Here is a 19,150-nt window from a genome sequence, read left to right on the forward strand (position 1 = left end):
TTCACCCCCCCTCTGCCCTGCCGGGCATCTCCCCCTCAAGGGGTGAGATCGACCCGTGGCAAGGTCCCGTCCATCTCGACGTTCAAGGATGAAATGGCGGGAGAGCATCTTGCCGATCTCCCCCCTTGAGGGGGAGATGTCCGGCAGGACAGAGGGGGGTAATTCTGGCTCAGTTTGTAAACAATCCGCCCCTCCAAAGAGGGGCGGCGTTCGTTTCCTTATCAGCTGCCCTTGCCGCCGCACTTGCCGGTTGCAACGTTGAAGTTGCCGCAGGACATCGGCTTGCGCCAATCCGAAATCAGATCCTTCGAGTCAGGCAGGTAATCCGACCATTCGTCACCCACGACCTGTGGCGTCTGCTGCACGATTTCGAACTGCCCATCGGCCTGGATTTCACCGATCAGCACCGGCTTGGTGATGTGGTGGTTCGGCATGACGGTGGAGTAACCGCCAGAAAGGTTCGGCACGGAAACGCCGATGATGCTGTCAAGAACTGCGTCCGTATCGGTCGTACCTGCGGTTTCGACGGCCTTAACCCAGGCGTTGAAACCGATATAGGCGGCTTCCATCGGGTCGTTCGTCACGCGCTTGTCGTTCTTGGTAAACGCATGCCAGGTTTTGATGAATTCGGCGTTGACCTCGGTATCGACAGACTGGAAGTAGTTCCAGGCGGCAAGGTGGCCGACCAGCGGCGCGGTATCGAGACCGGCAAGCTCTTCTTCACCGACCGAGAAGGCGACGACCGGAATGTCCTCGGCCTTGATGCCCTGGTTCGCAAGCTCCTTGTAGAAGGGCACGTTGGCGTCACCATTGATGGTGGAGACAACGGCGGTCTTCTTGCCGGCCGAGCCGAACTTCTTGATGTCGGACACGATCGTCTGCCAGTCGGACTGGCCGAACGGGGTGTAGTTGATCATGATGTCCTCTTCCTTGACGCCTTTCGACATCAGGTAGGCCTTCAGGATCTTGTTTGTGGTCTGCGGGTAGACATAGTCGGTACCTGCCAGAACCCAGCGCTCGACGCCTTCGGTCTTGGCGAGATAATCGACGGCCGGAATGGCCTGCTGGTTGGGCGCTGCACCCGTGTAGACGATGTTGCGGGAGGATTCTTCACCCTCATACTGCACCGGGTAGAACAGCAGGGAATTCAGCTCTTCGAAAACCGGCAGCACGGATTTGCGCGACGAAGATGTCCAGCAACCGAAAACGGCGGCGACCTTGTCCTGCGAAATCAGCTGGCGGGCCTTTTCGGCAAACAGCGGCCAGTCGGAGGCCGGGTCGACCACGACGGCTTCGAGCTTCTTGCCGAGAACGCCGCCCTTCTTGTTCTGCTCGTCGATGAGCATCAGCATGGCGTCCTTCAGCGTCGTCTCTGAAATCGCCATGGTGCCGGAAAGAGAATGCAGCACGCCTACCTTGATCGTATCGTCGGCGGCAAATGCGCCATGGAAGGCGGTGGTGGACATGATTGCGCCGAGCAGCGCGGCGCTAAGCGTCTTGCGGAATGTCATCGGAAGAACCCCTCTCCTTGTTTAGCCCTCATGGGGCTTCAGCGGCATCGTTGACCGCTGCTGGAAGGGACTATCGATCTCGCGGGCGAGAAACCGTATACGTCAATTGACGTAGGCGGGGTGGCGAAAGCTGCAGGGGGTGTTGGGGAGAGGGAAATCCTGGCCGGGGCAACCGATGTGAAACCTGGCGTTTCAACATGCTTCTTCTCCGGCAGGGAAGACTCGAGCGGCAGCGGGTCGAGGGTGCGAGGTCGGAGACAGACTGAGAAGTCGTCCCTTCATCCGGCGCTTCGCGCCATCTTCTCCCCGGCAGGGGAGAAGAAACGATCAGCGACGCTTCACATCAGGCGTGCGGCTTGTCGTCCCGCTCTTCGTCACGGATCGCATCGTCATGATACCAGGAGCCGAAATCGACATGCGGCTGACGTGCCTCGCGCTCCAGATCGCTCAGCCCGATGTTACGGAACTTTGAGAGCCCCGCGCGTCCGCCGACCGGAAATTGAAAGATCGTTGCCGTTTCACGATGAAAGCCAGTTGCCATATCGAACATCTCACTTTGTTTGCATCGAAGCACTTTGGTTGTGAAGCAAACCCGTTAGCTCTGGTTTAGCTCCATTTGATTAAAAAAAAATCACGTTGCGAAAAATATAGGCATTAAATGGTCATTCAGCAAGAAAAACCATTCCGGAAGCGCCGGTTTTTGGGGCAAATGCCGATCCGTCGTTCGCAATCGAAAACATTGCACCGCAACAGGGCATTTTGAGCGATGCCACCCGCTATCTGTTAGGAATCACTGACGAAACATTAGGGTTCGATTTACCTGCCGCAGTGCAGCATGAGCGGTTAATGGCCATATCGGCCCCCTCGGCCCTGAGCATGCCTGAAAGATTTTTCGAAGAATTCGCAAAACATCGCCAATCTGGCACGCGGCATGCATCTATATGGCCAGCCCTTGAACGCGAATGTTGCTTCCGGTGGCGAAAGCCACGGCAAGCCTCAAGGCTTCGCATTGTTACCTATGAGAGGTTCGTAATGACTAAGTTCAAACTCGAGTACATCTGGCTTGACGGTTATAAGCCGGTCCCCAACCTGCGCGGCAAGACACAGGTCAAGGAATTCGATGAATTCCCGACGCTCGAGCAGCTGCCGCTTTGGGGTTTTGATGGCTCGTCCACGCAGCAGGCCGAAGGCCACTCTTCGGATTGCGTTCTGAAGCCCGTCGCGATCTACCCCGATCCGGCCCGCACCAACGGCGTGCTGGTCATGTGCGAAGTCATGATGCCTGACGGCGTCACCCCGCATGCATCGAACAGCCGCGCGACCATCCTCGACGACGAGGACGCATGGTTCGGCTTCGAACAGGAATATTTCTTCTACCAGGACGGCCGCCCGCTCGGCTTCCCCGAGCAGGGTTACCCGGCTCCGCAGGGTCCGTATTACACCGGCGTCGGCTTCAAGAACGTCGGCTCGGTTGCCCGCGAAATCGTTGAAGAACATCTAGACCTCTGCCTCGAAGCCGGCATCAACCACGAAGGCATCAATGCCGAAGTGGCCAAGGGTCAGTGGGAATTCCAGGTATTCGGCAAGGGCTCCAAGCGCGCCGCCGACCAGATCTGGATCGCCCGTTACCTGCTGCTGCGTCTTTGCGAACAGTACGGCATCGACGTCGAATTCCATTGCAAGCCGCTCGGCGATACCGACTGGAACGGTTCGGGCATGCATTGCAACTTCTCCACCAAGTTCATGCGTGAAGTTGGCGGCAAGGAGTATTTCGAAGCCCTCATGGCCGCTTTCGCCAAGAACTGGCAGGAGCACATCGACGTTTACGGTCCGGACAACCACCTGCGCCTGACCGGCAAGCACGAAACCGCTCCGTGGAACAAGTTCTCCTACGGCGTTGCCGACCGTGGCGCCTCGATCCGCGTTCCGCACTCCTTCGTCAACAACGGTTACCGTGGTTACCTCGAAGACCGTCGTCCGAACTCGCAGGGCTGCCCTTACCAGATCGCTTCCGTCGTTCTGAAGACGATTGCAGAAGTGCCGCTCGCAAAGTCGGCTGCTGCCTGATAACCCAAGACATGGCGTCGCCCGCAACCGGGCGACGCCATTTTTATGTCCACCGAACGGCCGGACCAGACAGGCGACCTTTCGCCCTCTGCCCTGCGTGGAATATTCTTGCCTATGCGCAAACTCGAAGACGTTGCGTGGCTTTGACCAACCGCATCGGCTTTTCCGAACCGCGACACGGTTTTCGGTCCGATGCTCTAAAGCAAGAAGGTGAGCGATGGGCATTCTCAAAAAATTCTCTCTCGAAAACCGCATCGCCATCATCACCGGCAGCGGCCGCGGTCTCGGTTTCGAAATCGCCAGGGCCTTTGCCGAGGCTGGCGCCCACGTGTGGCTGACCGGCCGTAACGCCGAGGCGCTGGAAGAGGCAGCAGGCACACTTCGGCAAGCCGGCGGAAAAGCCGATTATGCCGCTTTCGACATTGCCGACACCGCCGCCGGAACTGCCCTCGTCCACCGCATCATGGACGAATTCGGCCATCTCGATATCCTCGTTAACAATGTTGGCGCACGCGACCGCCGCCCGCTTTCCGAATTCAGCGACGAGGACGTGCTGGAGCTTATCCGCACCGACCTCACCTCCTCCGTCTCGCTGTCGCGAGACGCCGCGCAAGCCATGAACACCAACGGTTACGGCCGCATCATCACCATCACCTCCATTCTCGGCCACATCGTCAGGCCGGGCGATGCGATCTATCCCGTTGCCAAGCAGGGGCTAACCGGGCTGATGCGCGCAATCGCTGTCGAATATGGCGCGCGCGGCATCACCAGCAACGCCATTGCACCCGGCATGTTCGCCACGGAAACCAATGCGGCCCTTGCCGAAAACCCTGACATGGTCGCCTTTGCCAAGCTGCGCGTGCCGCTTGAACGCTGGGGCAGGCCGGATGAAATCGCCGGTGCCGCCCTGTTTCTGGCCAGCGACGCCTCCTCCTTCGTCAACGGCCATGTGCTGACGGTGGATGGCGGCATGTCGGTGCGGCTGTGAGAATGGCAAAACACCTTTTGCGGGAAGGGGCTGGATCCTAGGCATGGCCGCACGGCAACGCATCATCCCCGTCAGGCGCGAATATAACCGCTGGGTCGCCAACCAGACGCTGGAAGATTATGCGCTGCGCTTCACCGCCAAAAGCGCCCGGCAATTTTCGTCCAACCGCATCTCCCACACCGCCATCGGCGCTATTTCCTTTCTGGCACTGGAAGCCATCGGCGGCGCGATCACGCTGTCATACGGCACCACCAACGCCTTTTACGCCATCATCGTCGCGGCCATTGCCATGCTTGCCGTCGGCCTGCCGATCAGCCGTTACGCCATCCGCCACGGCGTCGATATCGACCTCCTGACACGCGGCGCGAGCTTCGGTTACATCGGCTCCACCATCACCTCGCTGATCTACGCCGCCTTCACCTTCATGCTCTTCGCCATCGAGGCGTCGATCATGTCCGGCGCGCTGGAGCTGGCGCTCGGCATTCCCCTGTGGATCGGCTACATCATCTCCGCCGTCATGGTCATTCCGCTCGTCACCCACGGCGTGCGCCTCATCAGCCGTTTCCAGATCATCACCCAGCCCTTCTGGATCGTGCTGAACGTATTGCCCTTCATCTTCATCGCTTTGATGGACTGGGAAAAATACGATCTGTGGCGGGCCTTTTCCGGCATTCATCACGCCTCCGGTCCGCCGGGCACCGTGGCCCATTTCAATCTGGTGGAATTCGGCGCGGCGTCTGCCGTCATCCTCGCGCTGATGTCGCAGATCGGCGAACAGGTGGATTTCCTGCGCTTCCTGCCCGCCGAGGGACAGAGCCGCCTGCGCCATCGCATCGCGGTCTTTCTGGCCGGTGCTGGCTGGGTCGTCGTCGGCGTGCCGAAGCTGCTGGCCGGTTCCTTCCTCGTGGTCTTGACCTTCAGTTCCGGCGTCTCGGTAGACCGCGCCGCCGATCCGGCCCAGATGTACCTGACCGCCTTCGGCTACATGATCCCCAACCATACGGCGGCCATGCTGCTGATGGTCGCCTTCGTGGTGGTCTCGCAGCTGAAAATCAACGTCATGAACGCCTATGCGGGCTCGCTCGCCTGGTCCAACTTCTTCTCCCGCCTCACCCACAGCCATCCCGGCCGCGTGGTCTGGCTGGTCTTCAACGTGGTGATCGCGCTGCTGTTGATGGAACTCGGCATCTATCGCCTGCTGGAAGAAACGCTCGGCATTTTTTCCATCGTCGCCATGGCCTGGCTCTGCACCATCTCGGCCGATCTGTTCATCAACAAGCCGCTCGGCCTTGCCCCACCGGGCATCGAGTTCAAGCGCGCCCATCTCTACGATATCAATCCCGTCGGCGTTGGCTCCATGGCGCTTTCGGCCACCATTGCGCTGATGGCGCATTTCGGCACCTTCGGCGCACTCGCTGCCTCGCTTGCGCCCTATCTCACCCTCATCGTCGCCTTCATCGCCTCGCCGCTGATCGCGTGGGGCACGAAGGGCAAATTCTATCTGGCCCGCAAGCCGCGCCAGAAATGGCGCGAGCTAAGCGCCATCACCTGCTCCATCTGCGAACACCCGTTCGAGCCGGAAGACATGGCATGGTGTCCAGCCTATGCGGCGCCGATCTGTTCGCTCTGCTGCTCGCTGGACAGCCGCTGCCATGACATGTGCAAGCCGAAGGCCAAGCTCAACTATCAGGTCGCGACGGTCGCAAAATCTTTCCTGCCCCACCAACTGGTGGCAAAACTCGCCACACGGCTCGGACGTTATGGCATGGCGGCGGCCATCGCCGTCACCGCCATTGGCGGCATATTGGCGCTCATCGCCCATCAGGTCGGCACCGCCTCGCCGGCAACGGCTGACGTGGTCAACCGCACCATCCTCATCGTGTTTTTCGTCTTTGCCGTCATTGCCGGCATCGTCTGCTGGTTTCTGGTTCTTGCCCATGACAGCCGGGTGGTTGCGGAAGAGGAATCCTCACGCCAGAACACGCTGCTGTTGAAGGAAATCGCCGCACACAAGAAGACTGACGCCGCCCTTCAGGACGCCAAGGAAACGGCTGAGGCCGCCAACCGCGCCAAGAGCCGCTACGTGGTCGGCCTCAGCCACGAATTGCGCACGCCGCTCAACGCTGTTTTGGGCTACGCCCAGATCCTCGAACGCGATGAGACCATTCCCGCGCCGCGGCAATCGGCCATCAAGGTCATTCGCCGTTCCGCCGACCATCTCTCCGGCCTGATCGACGGGCTTCTGGATATTTCCAAGATCGAGGCTGGCCGCCTGCAGGTCTATTCCAACGAGATCAATATTCAGGATTTCCTCGACCAGATCGTCGATATGTTCCGCCCGCAGGCGCAGGCCAAGGGTCTGGAATTCCGGCATGAACGCGCCCATTCCCTGCCGCAATATGTCCGCACGGATGAAAAGCGTCTGCGCCAGATCCTCGTCAACCTGCTCTCCAACGCCATCAAGTTCACCGACGAGGGCAGCGTCACCTTCGATGTCGCCTATCGCAGCCAGGTGGCAAGCTTCACGGTGTCGGATACCGGGCGCGGCATTGCCGAAAAAGACCTCGCCCGCATCTACGAGCCTTTCCAGCGCGGCGAGGCCGAAAGCGTGCGCCCCATGCCGGGCCTTGGCCTCGGCCTCACCATCACGAGGCTTCTGACCAACACGCTGGGCGGCGAGATTTCCGTCTCCAGCGAAAAGGACAACGGCTCCACCTTCCGCGTCCGTCTCATGCTGTCGGCCGTGCACCGGCCAAGTACCGCACCTGCGCCGGAAAAAACCATTCGCTCCTATTCCGGCCCACGCCGCACCATCGTGGTGGTTGATGATAACGAGGATCACCGCGAGCTGATGCGGCAGGTGCTTTCGCCGCTCGATTTCGTGGTGCTGACCGCCCAGAGCGGACCGGAATGCCTGACACTCATCGAAGGCGTGCAGCCCGACCTCTTTCTCATCGATATCTCCATGCCCGGAATGTCCGGCTGGCAGCTTGTGACAAAGTTGCGTGAAGCAGGGCAGACGGCTCCGCTCATCATGCTCTCGGCCAATATCGGTGACGGCACCGTAGCGGGTGCTGGAGAAGACAATCACAACGACGCCATCGCCAAGCCGGTCGATATCCGCCACCTGTGCGACAGGCTTGCGGTGCATCTCGGCCTGAAATGGATTTACGATACCGACCTTCCCCCGGCACCCATCCCCCAGCCGCCGGCGCAGATCGTTCATCCCGGCGCAATTCATATCAAGGATTTGCAGAGGCTCGGCGAAATAGGCTACATACGCGGCATAGAGGCAAAACTCGCAGATCTCGCCCGCAACACCAACAACCTGCCCTTCACGCAAGAGCTTGGCACCTATGTGCAGGCCTTCGATCTGGCCGGTTACGCCCATTTTCTAAAGCGGTTTGAAGAGAGCGACAGGGGAGACGGCAAGGCATGAGCGGGCAAGGCGCAGCACTGCCGAGAGACATTGTATTGCTGGTGGATGACAGCCCGGAAGCGCTGGGGTTCCTCACCGATGCGCTGGAACAGTCAGGCTTTTCGGCGCTGATCGCCACATCCGGTCAGGCCGCGCTCAACATTGCCGAACGCATCACGCCCGATATCATCCTGCTCGATGCGGTCATGCCGGCCATGGACGGTTTCGAAACCTGCCGCCGCCTGAAGGCCAACGCCGCCGTGGCCCAGGTGCCTGTCATCTTCATGACCGGGCTGACGGAAACCGAACATGTGGTGCGGGCGCTCGAATCCGGCGGTGTCGACTATCTGACCAAGCCGATCAACATCGATGAGCTGCGCGCCCGTATCCGTGTGCATCTCTCCAATGCCCGCTCGGCGCAGAGCGCCCGCGTGGCGCTTGATGCCGCCGGACGCCACCTGCTTGCCGTGCGCGCCAACGGCGCGATCCACTGGTCCACACCACAGGCAACCCGGCTGGTCAACGCCGCCACCGGCCGTGATGATGGGCTGGAGATTGTCGTTGCACATATTTCCGGCTGGCTGGCCGACAGGACAACGGTGGATTCCGCCCGCGATGCACCGCTGACGATCACCGAGGCCGGGCGGCCCGCTTTGCAGCTCTCCTTCCTCGGCGCAATGGGACCGGACGAATATCTCTTCCGTCTGACAGCCGCCAACGAGAAATCCGACGACCACCTGCTGAAGGACCACTTTGCCCTGACAACGCGCGAATCGGAAGTTCTGCTGTGGATTGCCAAAGGCAAATCCAACCGCGATATCGGCGATATTCTCGGCCTTTCCGCCAGAACCGTAAACAAACATCTGGAACAGATTTACGTCAAACTCGGTGTCGAAAACCGCGCCTCCGCCGCCGTCAAGGCCGCGCATATTTTGCATCAGGGGTGACGGCTGCAACTAATGTGATACGGTTGGAAAAACATATATTTTCCGCTTAAGCGTAGAGCATCGACTTATTCGCCGAGCGAGTGCAGCATATTTCTTCTCCGCTCGAGGAAAAGAAACAAGCGGCAACGCCGCAATCCAAGTCCCTCCAAAAAACATCACCTTCCATCCAACCCAAACCCCGCGCAGGGAGGTTCCCATGCACCATTTCATTATTCTTTCCGGCTGCTCCGGCGGCGGCAAATCAACCCTGCTTGCCGAGCTTGCTCACCGTGGTTTCGCGACCGTCGAGGAACCGGGGCGGCGCATCGTGATTGAGGAAACGAGAAATAACGGCACCGCCCTCCCCTGGATCGACCTGGAAGCCTTTGCCCGCCGGGCGATCGCCATGGCGCTGGAGGACCGGCAAAAGGCGCCAGCGGAAGACTTCGTCTTCTTCGACCGCGGCCTGATCGACGCCGCCTCAGCACTTCACCATATAAGCGGCGATGGCTTCATCGAAACGCTGCGGCACGCGCACCGCTATAACCCGCTGGTTTTCCTCACCCCGCCCTGGCCGGAGATCTACCGAGGCGACAGCGAGCGCAAGCATGGTTTCGAGGTGGCAGTGGAGGAATATCAACGCCTGCTGCACGACTATGCCCGTCTGGGTTATGAGACGATTGTGCTGCCGAAAGCCCCCGTCACGGAACGTGCCGATATTGTGCTGGAGAGGCTGGCGGCTGAAGCTGGCTGAAGGCGCGATCATAGCCGAGTTGTCTCGAGCCTTTCCCACCACCCTCATTTCGTCTTTGAGACGGAATCCGTCTGACGCACGGCTCGTAAACTGTTTTAGCCCAAGGACTTGGGCTGGCTGGGTGCTGACGCCGGAAATGCCCCGCACCAGAAAGCAGAAAGCCCGGTCTTGCGACCGGGCCTCCATATTGCAGTCCAGTAGGACTTACGTCCCCTGCTGGATGTAGGTGAACTTGCCGTCCGGGCCCTTCTTCCACTCGTACATGACGTAACCGGGAAGCTTCGGGTCGCCCTTCTCGTCGAAGGAGATATCGCCGAGTGCGGTCGGGAAGGTGCCCTTCTTCAGAGCTTCGGCAACCTTTTCCGGCTCAACGGAACCGGCAGCCTTGGCAGCACCGGCAATCGCCTGCAGGGCGGCGTAGGAGTAGAGCGTGTAGGCTTCCGGGTTGAAGCCGGCGGCCTTGAACTTCTCTACCAGTTCCTTGTTTTCAGGACGCAGCGTCGGATCGGGACCGAAGGTGTTCAGCGTGCCTTCGACGGCGTCGCCGGCGATGGAGGCAAGTTCGTTCGAGACGATACCGTCGCCCGAGATGAGCTTCGCCTTCAGACCCTGGTCAGCCGACTGGCGGATGATCAGACCGGCTTCGGTGTGCAGGCCACCCCAGTAGATAACGGAAACGCCGGCTTCCTTCATCTTGGAGATCAGTGCGGAGAAGTCCTTGTCGCCGACATTGACGCCTTCATACATGGCTTCCGTCAGGCCGGCCGCATTGGCTGCCTTCTTGGTTTCGTCGGCAAGGCCCTGACCATAGGGGGTCTTGTCGTGAATGATGGCGATCTTGGCGTCCTTGTAGTGGTCGGCCAGATATTTGCCGGCAATGCCACCCTGCTGGTCGTCACGACCGCAGGTGCGGAAGGTGTTCCACAGGCCACGCTCGGTGAAAACGGGGTTGGTCGCAGCAGGCGTTACTTCGAGAATGCCGTTTTCGGCATAAACTTCGGAAGCCGGAATGGAGACGCCGGAGTTGAAGTGACCGACGACGAACTTCACGCCATCAGCAACGAATTTGTTGGCAACCGAGATACCCTGCTTCGGGTCGGAAACGTCATCGCCGAGAACGATCTTGATCTGCTCGCCGTTGATGCCGCCTGCAGCATTGATATCCTTCGCAGCCTGTTCAGCACCCTTCTGAAGCTGAGCGCCAAATGCGGCGTTCGGGCCTGTCAGCGGGCCGCCGACAGCGATCACGATATCGGCCCAGGCCGAACCGCTGAAGGCGACCATGGCGGTCAGCGCAACGGCGGAAAGAAGAGACTTCTTCATTACTATACTCCCAGTTCCTTTGGATGGGTTGACTACCAGGACCTGTTCAGTACCCACCTTAACCGAACAGGAAACGTTCCACTCACGCGAGTATCGTGCAGCCGGAGGAATCCGGCTGTCAATCTTTCTTTTTATATGAAAATGCCGACGTCCGATCGTAGAGCCAATAGTAGTTATTGACCATCTGGCTCGTCCTGCGCATGCGGAAACCGATGCTGGAAAAAGCCAGAAGAAGAACGACGTCAAACACGTAGTAGAAGCCGTTGATGAACGGCCCGTTGAAAAGCGCGAAATGCAGAAACCGCATCACGAGCCCCAAAGCCAGCGTATAGATCACCACACGCGGGAAATCGCCCCAGCCATCGGCGACGGATCTGCCCGTGCGCCACGCCGTCCAGAAACCAAGAAGAACAACCAGTGCGCGCAGAATATAACGCACGCCGCTATCGGTCTCGAATAAAAGGCCCTGCATCTTCTTTCCCCATCAGCGCCGGGATGCAAATGTCCGGCCCTGCCTTGTTTGTCGTCCCGCCGTTTTTCCGGCAGGCATTTTATTGTTTGCCACCGGCCATTTCCCCTTCGAAAACGGCCGGGCGCGGTTCGTTATCTTGCGCCGCAAAATTTCCGGCGCAAGTAAAATCTTTCAGTGCCGGCCGCCTTCGAGATAGGCCGCGCGTACCTGCGGATCAGCCAGCAATTCCCTGCCCGAACCGCTCATCGTCACCTTGCCGTTGACCATCACATAGGCGCGGTCGGAAAGCTTCAGTGCCGCAAAGGCGTTCTGCTCCACGAGGAAGACGGTCAGGCCCTCTTCCTGGTTGAGCTTCTTGATGGCCTCGAAGATGCCCTTGACGATCAGCGGGGCAAGGCCCAGCGACGGTTCGTCCAGAAGCAGCAGTTTCGGCCGTGCCATCAGCGCGCGGCCGATGGAGAGCATCTGCTGCTCGCCGCCGGAAAGCGTACCGCCACGCTGGCTCTGACGTTCTTTCAGCCGCGGGAACATGACGAAAATCTTCTCGACGTCCTCTTTGAAATATTTGAGGTTGTCGAGATTGGCGCCCATCTGCAGGTTTTCCAGCACCGTCATGCGCGGGAAAATCCGGCGGCCCTCGGGTGACTGGGCAATACGCTTGCGGGCGATGAGGTGCGTCGGCAGGCGGGTAATGTCTTCGCCGTCGAACGTCACCTGGCCAGTGCGCGCCTGCGGGCTGCCGCAGATGGTCATCATCAGTGTCGATTTGCCGGCGCCGTTGGCGCCGATAAGGCTGACGATCTCGCCCTTGTTGACCTCGACATCGACACCGGCCAATGCCCGGATGTTACCGTAATAGGTTTCGACACCCTGTACTTTGAGAAGCGGTTCACCGGACATCAGGCCACTCCTCCGTCGAGTTCTTCCGCAATCACGTCTTCCACTTCATCATCCTCGACACCCAGATAGGCGGCGATGACCTTCGGGTCGTTCTTCACATGGTCCGGCGAACCGTCGGAAATCTTCTGGCCGTATTCGAGAACCACGACGTGATCGGAAATCTGCATAACCACCGACATGTCGTGCTCGATCAGAAGCAGCGACGTGCCTTCGTCGCGGATACCGCGCAGCAGCGCATTGAGCGCCAGCGATTCCTTCGGGTTGAGACCGGCCGCCGGTTCATCGAGGCAGAGAAGTTCCGGCCCCGTGCACATGGCGCGGGCAATTTCCAGACGGCGCTGCGCGCCATAGGGCAGATCGCCGGCCGGGTCGTCGGCGCGGTCGGTCAGATCGGCCTTGTCCAGCCAGTATTTGGCCTTATCGATCGAACTGTTGACCGCCTTCTTGTAGGCGGGCAGGCCGAGAAGACCGAGAATGGTGTAGCCCGATGCCTTCATAAGCGCATTGTGCTGCGCCACCAGCAGGTTTTCCAGAACCGTCAGACCCGAAAACAGGCGGATGTTCTGGAAGGTACGCGCCACCTTCGCCTTCTTGGTGATCTCGAAATCCGGCAGGCGCTCCAGAAGATGCGCCTCGCCGTTTTGCTGACGCATGGTGATCATGCCCATCGTCGGCTTGTAGAAGCCGGTGATGCAGTTGAAAACCGTGGTCTTTCCAGCACCGTTCGGGCCGATCAGCGCCGTGATCTCGCCACGCTTCGCCTCAAAGGAGAAGTCATTGATGGCCATCAGGCCGCCAAACCGCATCGAGAGATGTTCGACCTTGAGGATCGTGTCGCCAGTTAGATTGGGTGTCATGTTTGTCGTTCCGGAAGCCATCAACCGTGACCTTCCTTGGTAAAGCTGCCCGAGACGGCCTTGCGTTCCCTGAGGAAGGCCGTCGGTTCTCGTGAGCCGACAAAGCCGCGCGGCTTGAACAGCATGACGATGACCATGGCGAGACCGAACAGCAGCATGCGGTAGAGTTCCGGCGTGAAATCAGGCCCGAAGACATGCTTCAGGAATTCCATTTCGCGCAGCAGCTCCGTGCCGCCGACCATGACGAGCGCGGCAATGGCGATGCCCGTGAGCGAACCCATGCCGCCGAGAACGACAATGGCAAGGATGACGGCCGATTCCAGGAAGACGAAGCTTTCCGGCGATACGAAACCCTGACGGGCGGCGAAGAACGAACCGGCGAAACCGCCAAACATCGCGCCTGTCGCAAAAGCGGTAAGCTTGGTGATGACAGTATCGATGCCGAGCGAGCGGCAGGCGATTTCGTCTTCACGCAGAGCTTCCCACGCCCGGCCGATCGGCATGCGGCGCAGCTTGATGGTGACGTAAGCCGTCAGCATGCACAGAAGCAGGATCACGTAGAACAGGAAGATCTTGTAATAGGCCGACGACATCGTCAGGCCGAAGGCCTTGGCGAAATTGTTCGGCGCGCCGACATCGAAGGACCAGATGCCGAAGATAGACGCCTTGGCGATGCCGGAAATGCCGAAGGTGCCCTTGGTCACATCCGTCCAGTTCAACAGCACGAGACGGATGATTTCACCGAAGGCGAGCGTGACGATGGCAAGATAGTCGCCACGAAGTCTGAGCACCGGGAAGCCGAGAATGATGCCCCAGAAGCCCGCGAGAATGCCGGCCACCGGCAGAAGCACCCAGAAGGACAGGCCGAGATGGCTTGACAGCAGCGCGTAGGAATAGGCGCCCACCGCATAGAAGGCCACATAACCGAGATCGAGCAGGCCCGCGAGGCCAACGACGATGTTGAGGCCCCACGCCAGCATCACATAGATCAGGATCTGGATGCCGAAATTGTCGACGAATTTCAGCGAACCCTGAAAACCGAACAGCTGCACGGCGACGACGGGATAAAGCAGCAGCAGGACAAGCGCGAGCTTCAGGAAGTGCTTGTGGAAAAAGCCTTTTTCCTCGGAGATTTCCAGAATGCCGCTTTTGGCCTTGGCAAGCTTGCGGCGATCCATCGACGGCCGGATGAAGCCGACCATCAGGAAACGGCCGATGGCGGCGACGCCGACGAAGATCGACAGAAGACCCCAGCGGGTGCCCCAGATAAGCTGGTTGTTGATATCCTGATAGGTGACGATACCGACGTAAAGAATGAACATGCCGAGCGAGACGATGCCCGCAAAGATGCCTTCCTTCACCGCCGTTGCCATCAGGCTCGGGCTGGAAGTGTCGTTTTCGGAAGCGATATTGGTCATGGGATCACACCTTCTCGACTTCCGGACGACCGAGAATACCGGTCGGCTTGAAGATCAGCACGAAAGCCAGGATGCCGAATGCCGCGACATCCTTGTAGGCAATGGAGAAATAGGCGGACCAGAGAGATTCGATGAGGCCGATCAGGAGACCACCGAGAACGGCGCCCGGAAGCGAACCGATACCGCCGAGAACCGCTGCGGTAAACGCCTTGACGCCCGGAATGAAGCCATCGTTGAACGATGCGACACCGTAATACATCAGATACATCGTACCGGCGACCGCCGCGAGTGCGGCACCCATGATGAAGGTGATCGAGATCGTCTTGTCGACATCCACACCCAGAAGGGCCGCCATCTTGCGGTCCTGTTCCGTGGCGCGCTGCGCCCGGCCGAGCGGAGTCTTGTTGACGATGTACCAGAAGGCGAACAGCAGCACCGACGTCACCGCCATGATGATGAACTGCTTCAGCGAGACGGTGATGGAGCCGAAATGGTAGCTGTCCGTCACCATTGACGGGATCGGCTTGTTACGCGGACCCTGTGTCACCTGGATGAAGTTGGACAGCGCGATCGACATGCCGATGGCGGTGATCAGCGGCGCAAGGCGGAACGAGCCTCTGAGCGGACGGTAGGCCACGCGCTCGATCACCCAGTTCCACAGGCCGGTCATCAGCATGGCGACGACCATCATCAAAATCAGAAGAAGCGCCACCGGAATACCGGCAAAAAACGATGTTGCGATCAGAAAAACGATCAGCGCGGCGAAACCGCCAAGCATGAAAATATCGCCGTGAGCGAAGTTGATCATGCCGATGATGCCGTAGACCATCGTATAGCCAATTGCGATGAGGCCGTAGATCGATCCAAGAGTCAGCCCGTTGATGAGCTGCTGGATAAAATACTCCATGTCTTTCCCCTGGGCATGACCTCTAATGAGCCACGCCTCGTTTATGTTAATTATAGGGAGAACCTTTTCGATTAGCCCCCACCTGCAAAATGCATATCGTGTTCGCTAAAAATGTGAAGTCAAAAACGGGCGATCCTGCACAAAATTTGGAATTTCCACATTCGTTGCCGTTTTCCCGATCAGAATAGCCAGGATTTCGGCAGTAAGTGCTAAAAAAATGGCGTTCGAATGCTTATTTCAGTGTTGCCTGACGCATTGTTTGACGGGTGGCGGGCAAAAGAGTAGCGAAATAGAGGGGCAAAGGATCCCCGGCACGAAATGGCAACGGCAACAAGATGATCGACATATTGACGAAAGCGGCGCTGGACGCCGGGCAGGCAATCATGGTGGTCCATCGCGCCGGGCCACACGTATCGTACAAGGACGATTGCTCACCCGTGACCGAGGCAGACCAGCGGGCGGAGGTGATCATTCTGCAGGCACTGGCTGCGCATTTTCCCCAAATCCCGGTCATTGCCGAAGAAGCGGTCTCGAACGGCATTCTGCCGGAGACAGGCACGGAATTTTTTCTGGTCGATCCGCTGGATGGGACCAAGGAATTCATTTCCGGCAAGGATGATTTCACCGTCAATATCGCCCTGATCAGAAACGGCGTGCCGGTTGCAGGCGTGGTTTACGCCCCCTGCCGCGGCCAGGCCTGGACCGGCAAGGACAACAGCGCCGAAAAGCTCGCAATATCAGGCGAAGGCGCGATCCTCGCGCGCCACCCCATCCGGGCACGCCAGCGCGGCGCCTCCCCCGTGGCGCTGATCAGCCGCTCGCACTGTACCGCGAAAACGGAAGCCTTCGTGGCCGAACACGGCCTGAAAGACTGCATTTCCGTCGGTTCCTCACTGAAATTCTGCATGCTGGCGGAAGGTGCTGCCGATATCTATCCCCGCTTCAGCCGCACCATGATGTGGGATACGGCGGCAGGCGACGCCGTACTGCGCGCCGCCGGTGGCAGAACGCTGGATTGCGAGGGGCGGCTGCTTGCCTATGAGGTGAGAGGCGATGGTGAAGATGCACTCGCCAACCCGGATTTCATTGCCGAGGGCGCAATGGCAGCGACGGTGGAAATTGCGACATAAGCCTGCGAGGAGACCGCTAGACCTCCTTCGGTGATCAGGCGTTTTTAGGCGTTCGCTGCGGTGTCTGCGGCTTACCCCCCTTTGCCCTGCCGGGCATCTCTCCCACAAGGGTGGAGATCGACTCGTGGCGGGGTCCCGCCAATCTCGACGTTTGAGAACGAAGCGGGGGTAGCGATCTTGCTGATCTCCCTCCTTGTGGGGGAGATGCCCGGCAGGGCAGAGGGGGGTGAAGCCGCAGGCACCTGAGGCCCCTTGCCAACTCATGCCATCTCAGCAACCACGGAATGCACTCCCTACCGAAGCCGCAAAAATAATTTCATCCCCGCTCATCCCCGCCCCGCCGCGCCGCATCACAATCGCCGGCGAACAGCCACGGAGCGCGGAAGAGACATCATGACTGAACAGACGGCGAGACTTAGGCTTCCTTATATCCTGCCCTCGCAGGCACAGAAACACGTCACCCACAACGAGGCGCTGCAGCGGCTGGACGCGATCGTCCAGCTGGTCGTCAAGGACGTGGTCGCCGCCCCGCCCGACAATGCGCCGGAGGGAGACTGCTTCCTGCTCTCGCTTGACGCCGCTGGCGACTGGGCGGGCAAGGGCGGGAAGCTTGCCTTCCGGCAGGACGGTGCATGGCTGCTGATAGCGCCGCAACCCGGCTGGACGGCATGGTTTGCCAGCGAGGGTAAACATCGCGTCCTGCGGGACAGCGCATGGCGGGACGTGCCGCTGCCTGCCGCAGCGACCCTCGAAAGGCTTGGCATTGGCACACAGGCCGATGCCACCAACCGTCTGGCGCTTGCCGCCCCCGCCAGCCTCTTCACCCACACAGAAGAGAACGGCAACCACCGCATGGCGATCAACAAGGCGGCAAAGGCCGATACTGCCTCGCTGCTGTTCCAGTCCGGCTGGAGCGGCCGGGCGGAAATGGGCCTTGCAGGCAATGACGGTTTTTCGATCAAGACCAGCGCCGACGGCATTTCCTGGCACACGGCCCTTTTGTGCAGCGGCGACGGCAGGGTCACGATGCCGAACCGGCCCGTGGTTCTGGCCAGCCTGCCTTCGGGCACGACGAGGCCGGCCAACGGCTCGGCTTCGGGGTTTTCGATGCTCTTCATCGATGAGGGTGGTTTCGTTCTCGGCGACGCGGTCGGCACAGGCGGCGGAAGGGAACTCGTCGTTCCCGTGAAAGGTCTCTATCTGGCCACCCTGTCGCTTGCTGTGGTGTCCTCATCCGGGCACCGGGTTTCGCTTGCCGTCAACGGCGCGGCTGGCGGCCTCACTGTAGCGGGCAACGCCTCCAATGCCGGCACCTCGCAGTCGACGACCCTTATCCTGCCCCTCAATGCCGGCGATCGCCTGCGGCTGGTGCATGAGGGAACCGCGGAATTTGTCCACGGCAGCGGGAAAACGTGCCTTTCGCTTGCGGCGTTGTGAGGAAAACAACCGATGGACGATAAAAAACACGATTTTTGGAAAAATTTTTTCCCGACAAAATAAGGCGACTCGAACAAATCGGGCGAAACCGTTCAAATTCTTAATAAATTGTCACGAACTGCTTAGGCAATTTTTAAAGGTACGGGGCTAAAGTTCCCGTCATATGGTCTTGAGTTTGTATAGAGTGTCCAATGACCGAAATGATACGCCCACGAGTTAAATATGTCATCGGCCCCGATGGCAGCCCTCTGACGATTGCGGATCTTCCGCCGTCAAATACCCGTCGATGGGTTATTCGCAGAAAGGCAGAGGTCGTCGCCGCCGTGCGCGGAGGACTTCTGAGCCTTGAGGAAGCCTGCGAGCGTTATACGCTCACCGTCGAAGAATTCCTGTCCTGGCAGTCGTCGATTGCCGATCATGGCCTTGCAGGCCTGCGCACGACGCGCATTCAGCAATATCGCCACTAAACCAGTGCGCCGGCGCGGCAACGCGCCCAAACCGAACTTCCAAAACGCCCCGTCGCATCGACGGGGCTTTCGGTTTGATTTTGGATTTCCCCTGAAAATTGCCAGACACAGCCGGTGACTGTCACCGGTTTGTGTCCACTGCGTTCGCTATCCCGCTGTTTCAATTCAGGCGCAGGCCGTTACAGTGGAAAAAACGAAAAGCAATGCGAAGGCAGAGATCATGGATATCAAGACAACCGAAACCGGATCGCGCGGCGAATATTCGGCAACCATCGACGGCCACAAGGCCGAGATGACCTATTCGCGCACCTCCCCTTCCCTCATCATCATCGACCATACCGGCGTGCCCGATGCACTGCGGGGCAAGGGTGTCGGCCAGGCGCTCGCCGCCCATGCCATCGATGAAGCGCGCAAGGGCGGCTGGAAAATCATTCCGCTCTGCCCCTTCTTCAAGGCTCAGACGCTACGCCACCCTGACTGGGCAGATGTTATCAAGGGGTAACTAGCCAGACGGGCTGAGGCTTGGGACAAACCTCAAGTTTGTTTTTTAGCGAAAGCGGAGCCCACACGCTCCG

17 protein-coding genes are annotated in these 19,150 nt (G+C 59.4%); 9 read left to right on the forward strand and 8 right to left on the reverse strand.

The window, feature by feature from the left end; translation table 11 throughout:
- Positions 1-221: 221 nt before the first annotated feature.
- Entirely contained in the window at positions 222-1,511 is a 1,290-nt protein-coding gene (gene urtA, locus GH784_RS19345) for an urea ABC transporter substrate-binding protein (RefSeq protein ID WP_003513924.1), read from the reverse strand.
- Positions 1,512-1,854: 343 nt separating this feature from the next.
- The gene (locus GH784_RS19350; protein ID WP_003513926.1) at positions 1,855-2,061 is read right to left on the reverse strand and encodes a DUF2735 domain-containing protein; all 207 of its coding nucleotides are present in this window, start codon (positions 2,059-2,061) and stop codon (positions 1,855-1,857) included.
- A 482-nt stretch (positions 2,062-2,543) separates the two neighbouring features.
- Between GH784_RS19350 and GH784_RS19355 the strand changes: the two genes are divergently transcribed.
- The 5 genes from GH784_RS19355 to GH784_RS19375 all read left to right on the forward strand — a co-directional run bounded on the left by GH784_RS19355 (position 2,544) and on the right by GH784_RS19375 (position 9,664).
- Positions 2,544-3,578 carry a glutamine synthetase beta-grasp domain-containing protein gene (locus tag GH784_RS19355; RefSeq protein WP_003510168.1) on the forward strand — a complete coding sequence of 345 codons (1,035 nt, stop codon included), beginning with the start codon at positions 2,544-2,546 and terminating at the stop codon, positions 3,576-3,578.
- A 217-nt stretch (positions 3,579-3,795) separates the two neighbouring features.
- Positions 3,796-4,566, forward strand: a complete 771-nt coding sequence (locus GH784_RS19360) for an SDR family oxidoreductase (protein ID WP_065702616.1) — start codon at positions 3,796-3,798, stop codon at positions 4,564-4,566.
- Positions 4,567-4,609: 43 nt separating this feature from the next.
- A complete protein-coding gene (locus GH784_RS19365; protein WP_065658671.1) occupies positions 4,610-8,005 on the forward strand; it encodes a hybrid sensor histidine kinase/response regulator in 3,396 nt (1,131 codons plus the stop codon).
- Positions 8,002-8,931, forward strand: a complete 930-nt coding sequence (locus tag GH784_RS19370) for a response regulator (RefSeq protein ID WP_013636721.1) — start codon at positions 8,002-8,004, stop codon at positions 8,929-8,931. The genes GH784_RS19365 and GH784_RS19370 overlap by 4 nt, the downstream gene beginning before the upstream one ends.
- 196 nt (positions 8,932-9,127) lie before the next feature.
- Positions 9,128-9,664: an AAA family ATPase gene (locus GH784_RS19375; protein WP_065702615.1), complete on the forward strand. Its 537-nt coding sequence runs from the start codon at positions 9,128-9,130 to the stop codon at positions 9,662-9,664.
- 204 nt (positions 9,665-9,868) lie between these two features.
- Here GH784_RS19375 and GH784_RS19380 read toward each other — a convergent pair whose 3' ends face one another.
- The 6 genes from GH784_RS19380 to GH784_RS19405 all read right to left on the reverse strand — a co-directional run bounded on the left by GH784_RS19380 (position 9,869) and on the right by GH784_RS19405 (position 15,541).
- The gene (locus GH784_RS19380) at positions 9,869-10,987 is read right to left on the reverse strand and encodes a branched-chain amino acid ABC transporter substrate-binding protein (RefSeq protein ID WP_003513936.1); all 1,119 of its coding nucleotides are present in this window, start codon (positions 10,985-10,987) and stop codon (positions 9,869-9,871) included.
- Positions 10,988-11,105: 118 nt separating this feature from the next.
- Entirely contained in the window at positions 11,106-11,459 is a 354-nt protein-coding gene (locus GH784_RS19385; RefSeq protein WP_003513938.1) for a DUF6867 family protein, read from the reverse strand.
- 171 nt (positions 11,460-11,630) lie between these two features.
- Positions 11,631-12,359 carry an ABC transporter ATP-binding protein gene (locus tag GH784_RS19390; protein ID WP_003513939.1) on the reverse strand — a complete coding sequence of 243 codons (729 nt, stop codon included), beginning with the start codon at positions 12,357-12,359 and terminating at the stop codon, positions 11,631-11,633.
- On the reverse strand, positions 12,359-13,237 hold the full coding sequence (locus GH784_RS19395; protein WP_038492032.1) for an ABC transporter ATP-binding protein: 879 nt from the start codon (positions 13,235-13,237) through the stop codon (positions 12,359-12,361). Before GH784_RS19395 ends, GH784_RS19390 begins: the two co-directional genes overlap by 1 nt.
- Positions 13,237-14,589: a high-affinity branched-chain amino acid ABC transporter permease LivM gene (gene livM / locus GH784_RS19400; protein ID WP_370647612.1), complete on the reverse strand. Its 1,353-nt coding sequence runs from the start codon at positions 14,587-14,589 to the stop codon at positions 13,237-13,239. The genes GH784_RS19395 and livM overlap by 1 nt, the downstream gene beginning before the upstream one ends.
- A gap of 49 nt (positions 14,590-14,638) precedes the next feature.
- Positions 14,639-15,541: a branched-chain amino acid ABC transporter permease gene (locus tag GH784_RS19405; RefSeq protein WP_003513958.1), complete on the reverse strand. Its 903-nt coding sequence runs from the start codon at positions 15,539-15,541 to the stop codon at positions 14,639-14,641.
- Positions 15,542-15,876: 335 nt separating this feature from the next.
- Between GH784_RS19405 and cysQ the strand changes: the two genes are divergently transcribed.
- The 4 genes from cysQ to GH784_RS19425 all read left to right on the forward strand — a co-directional run bounded on the left by cysQ (position 15,877) and on the right by GH784_RS19425 (position 19,077).
- Positions 15,877-16,671 (forward strand): 3'(2'),5'-bisphosphate nucleotidase CysQ, encoded by a 795-nt coding sequence (gene cysQ / locus GH784_RS19410; RefSeq protein WP_065702614.1) that lies wholly within the window; start codon positions 15,877-15,879, stop codon positions 16,669-16,671.
- Positions 16,672-17,064: 393 nt separating this feature from the next.
- Positions 17,065-18,108, forward strand: a complete 1,044-nt coding sequence (locus GH784_RS19415; protein WP_065702613.1) for a DUF2793 domain-containing protein — start codon at positions 17,065-17,067, stop codon at positions 18,106-18,108.
- Positions 18,109-18,299: 191 nt separating this feature from the next.
- The gene (gene sciP, locus GH784_RS19420; RefSeq protein ID WP_003513963.1) at positions 18,300-18,575 is read left to right on the forward strand and encodes a CtrA inhibitor SciP; all 276 of its coding nucleotides are present in this window, start codon (positions 18,300-18,302) and stop codon (positions 18,573-18,575) included.
- 220 nt (positions 18,576-18,795) lie between these two features.
- Positions 18,796-19,077, forward strand: coding sequence for a GNAT family N-acetyltransferase (locus GH784_RS19425; protein WP_003513965.1), 282 nt, complete (start codon positions 18,796-18,798; stop codon positions 19,075-19,077).
- The last annotated feature ends 73 nt before the right edge of the window (positions 19,078-19,150 follow it).

The sequence above is a fragment of the Agrobacterium tumefaciens genome (assembly GCF_009649785.1).
Taxonomy (GTDB): Bacteria; Pseudomonadota; Alphaproteobacteria; order Rhizobiales; family Rhizobiaceae; genus Agrobacterium; species Agrobacterium tumefaciens.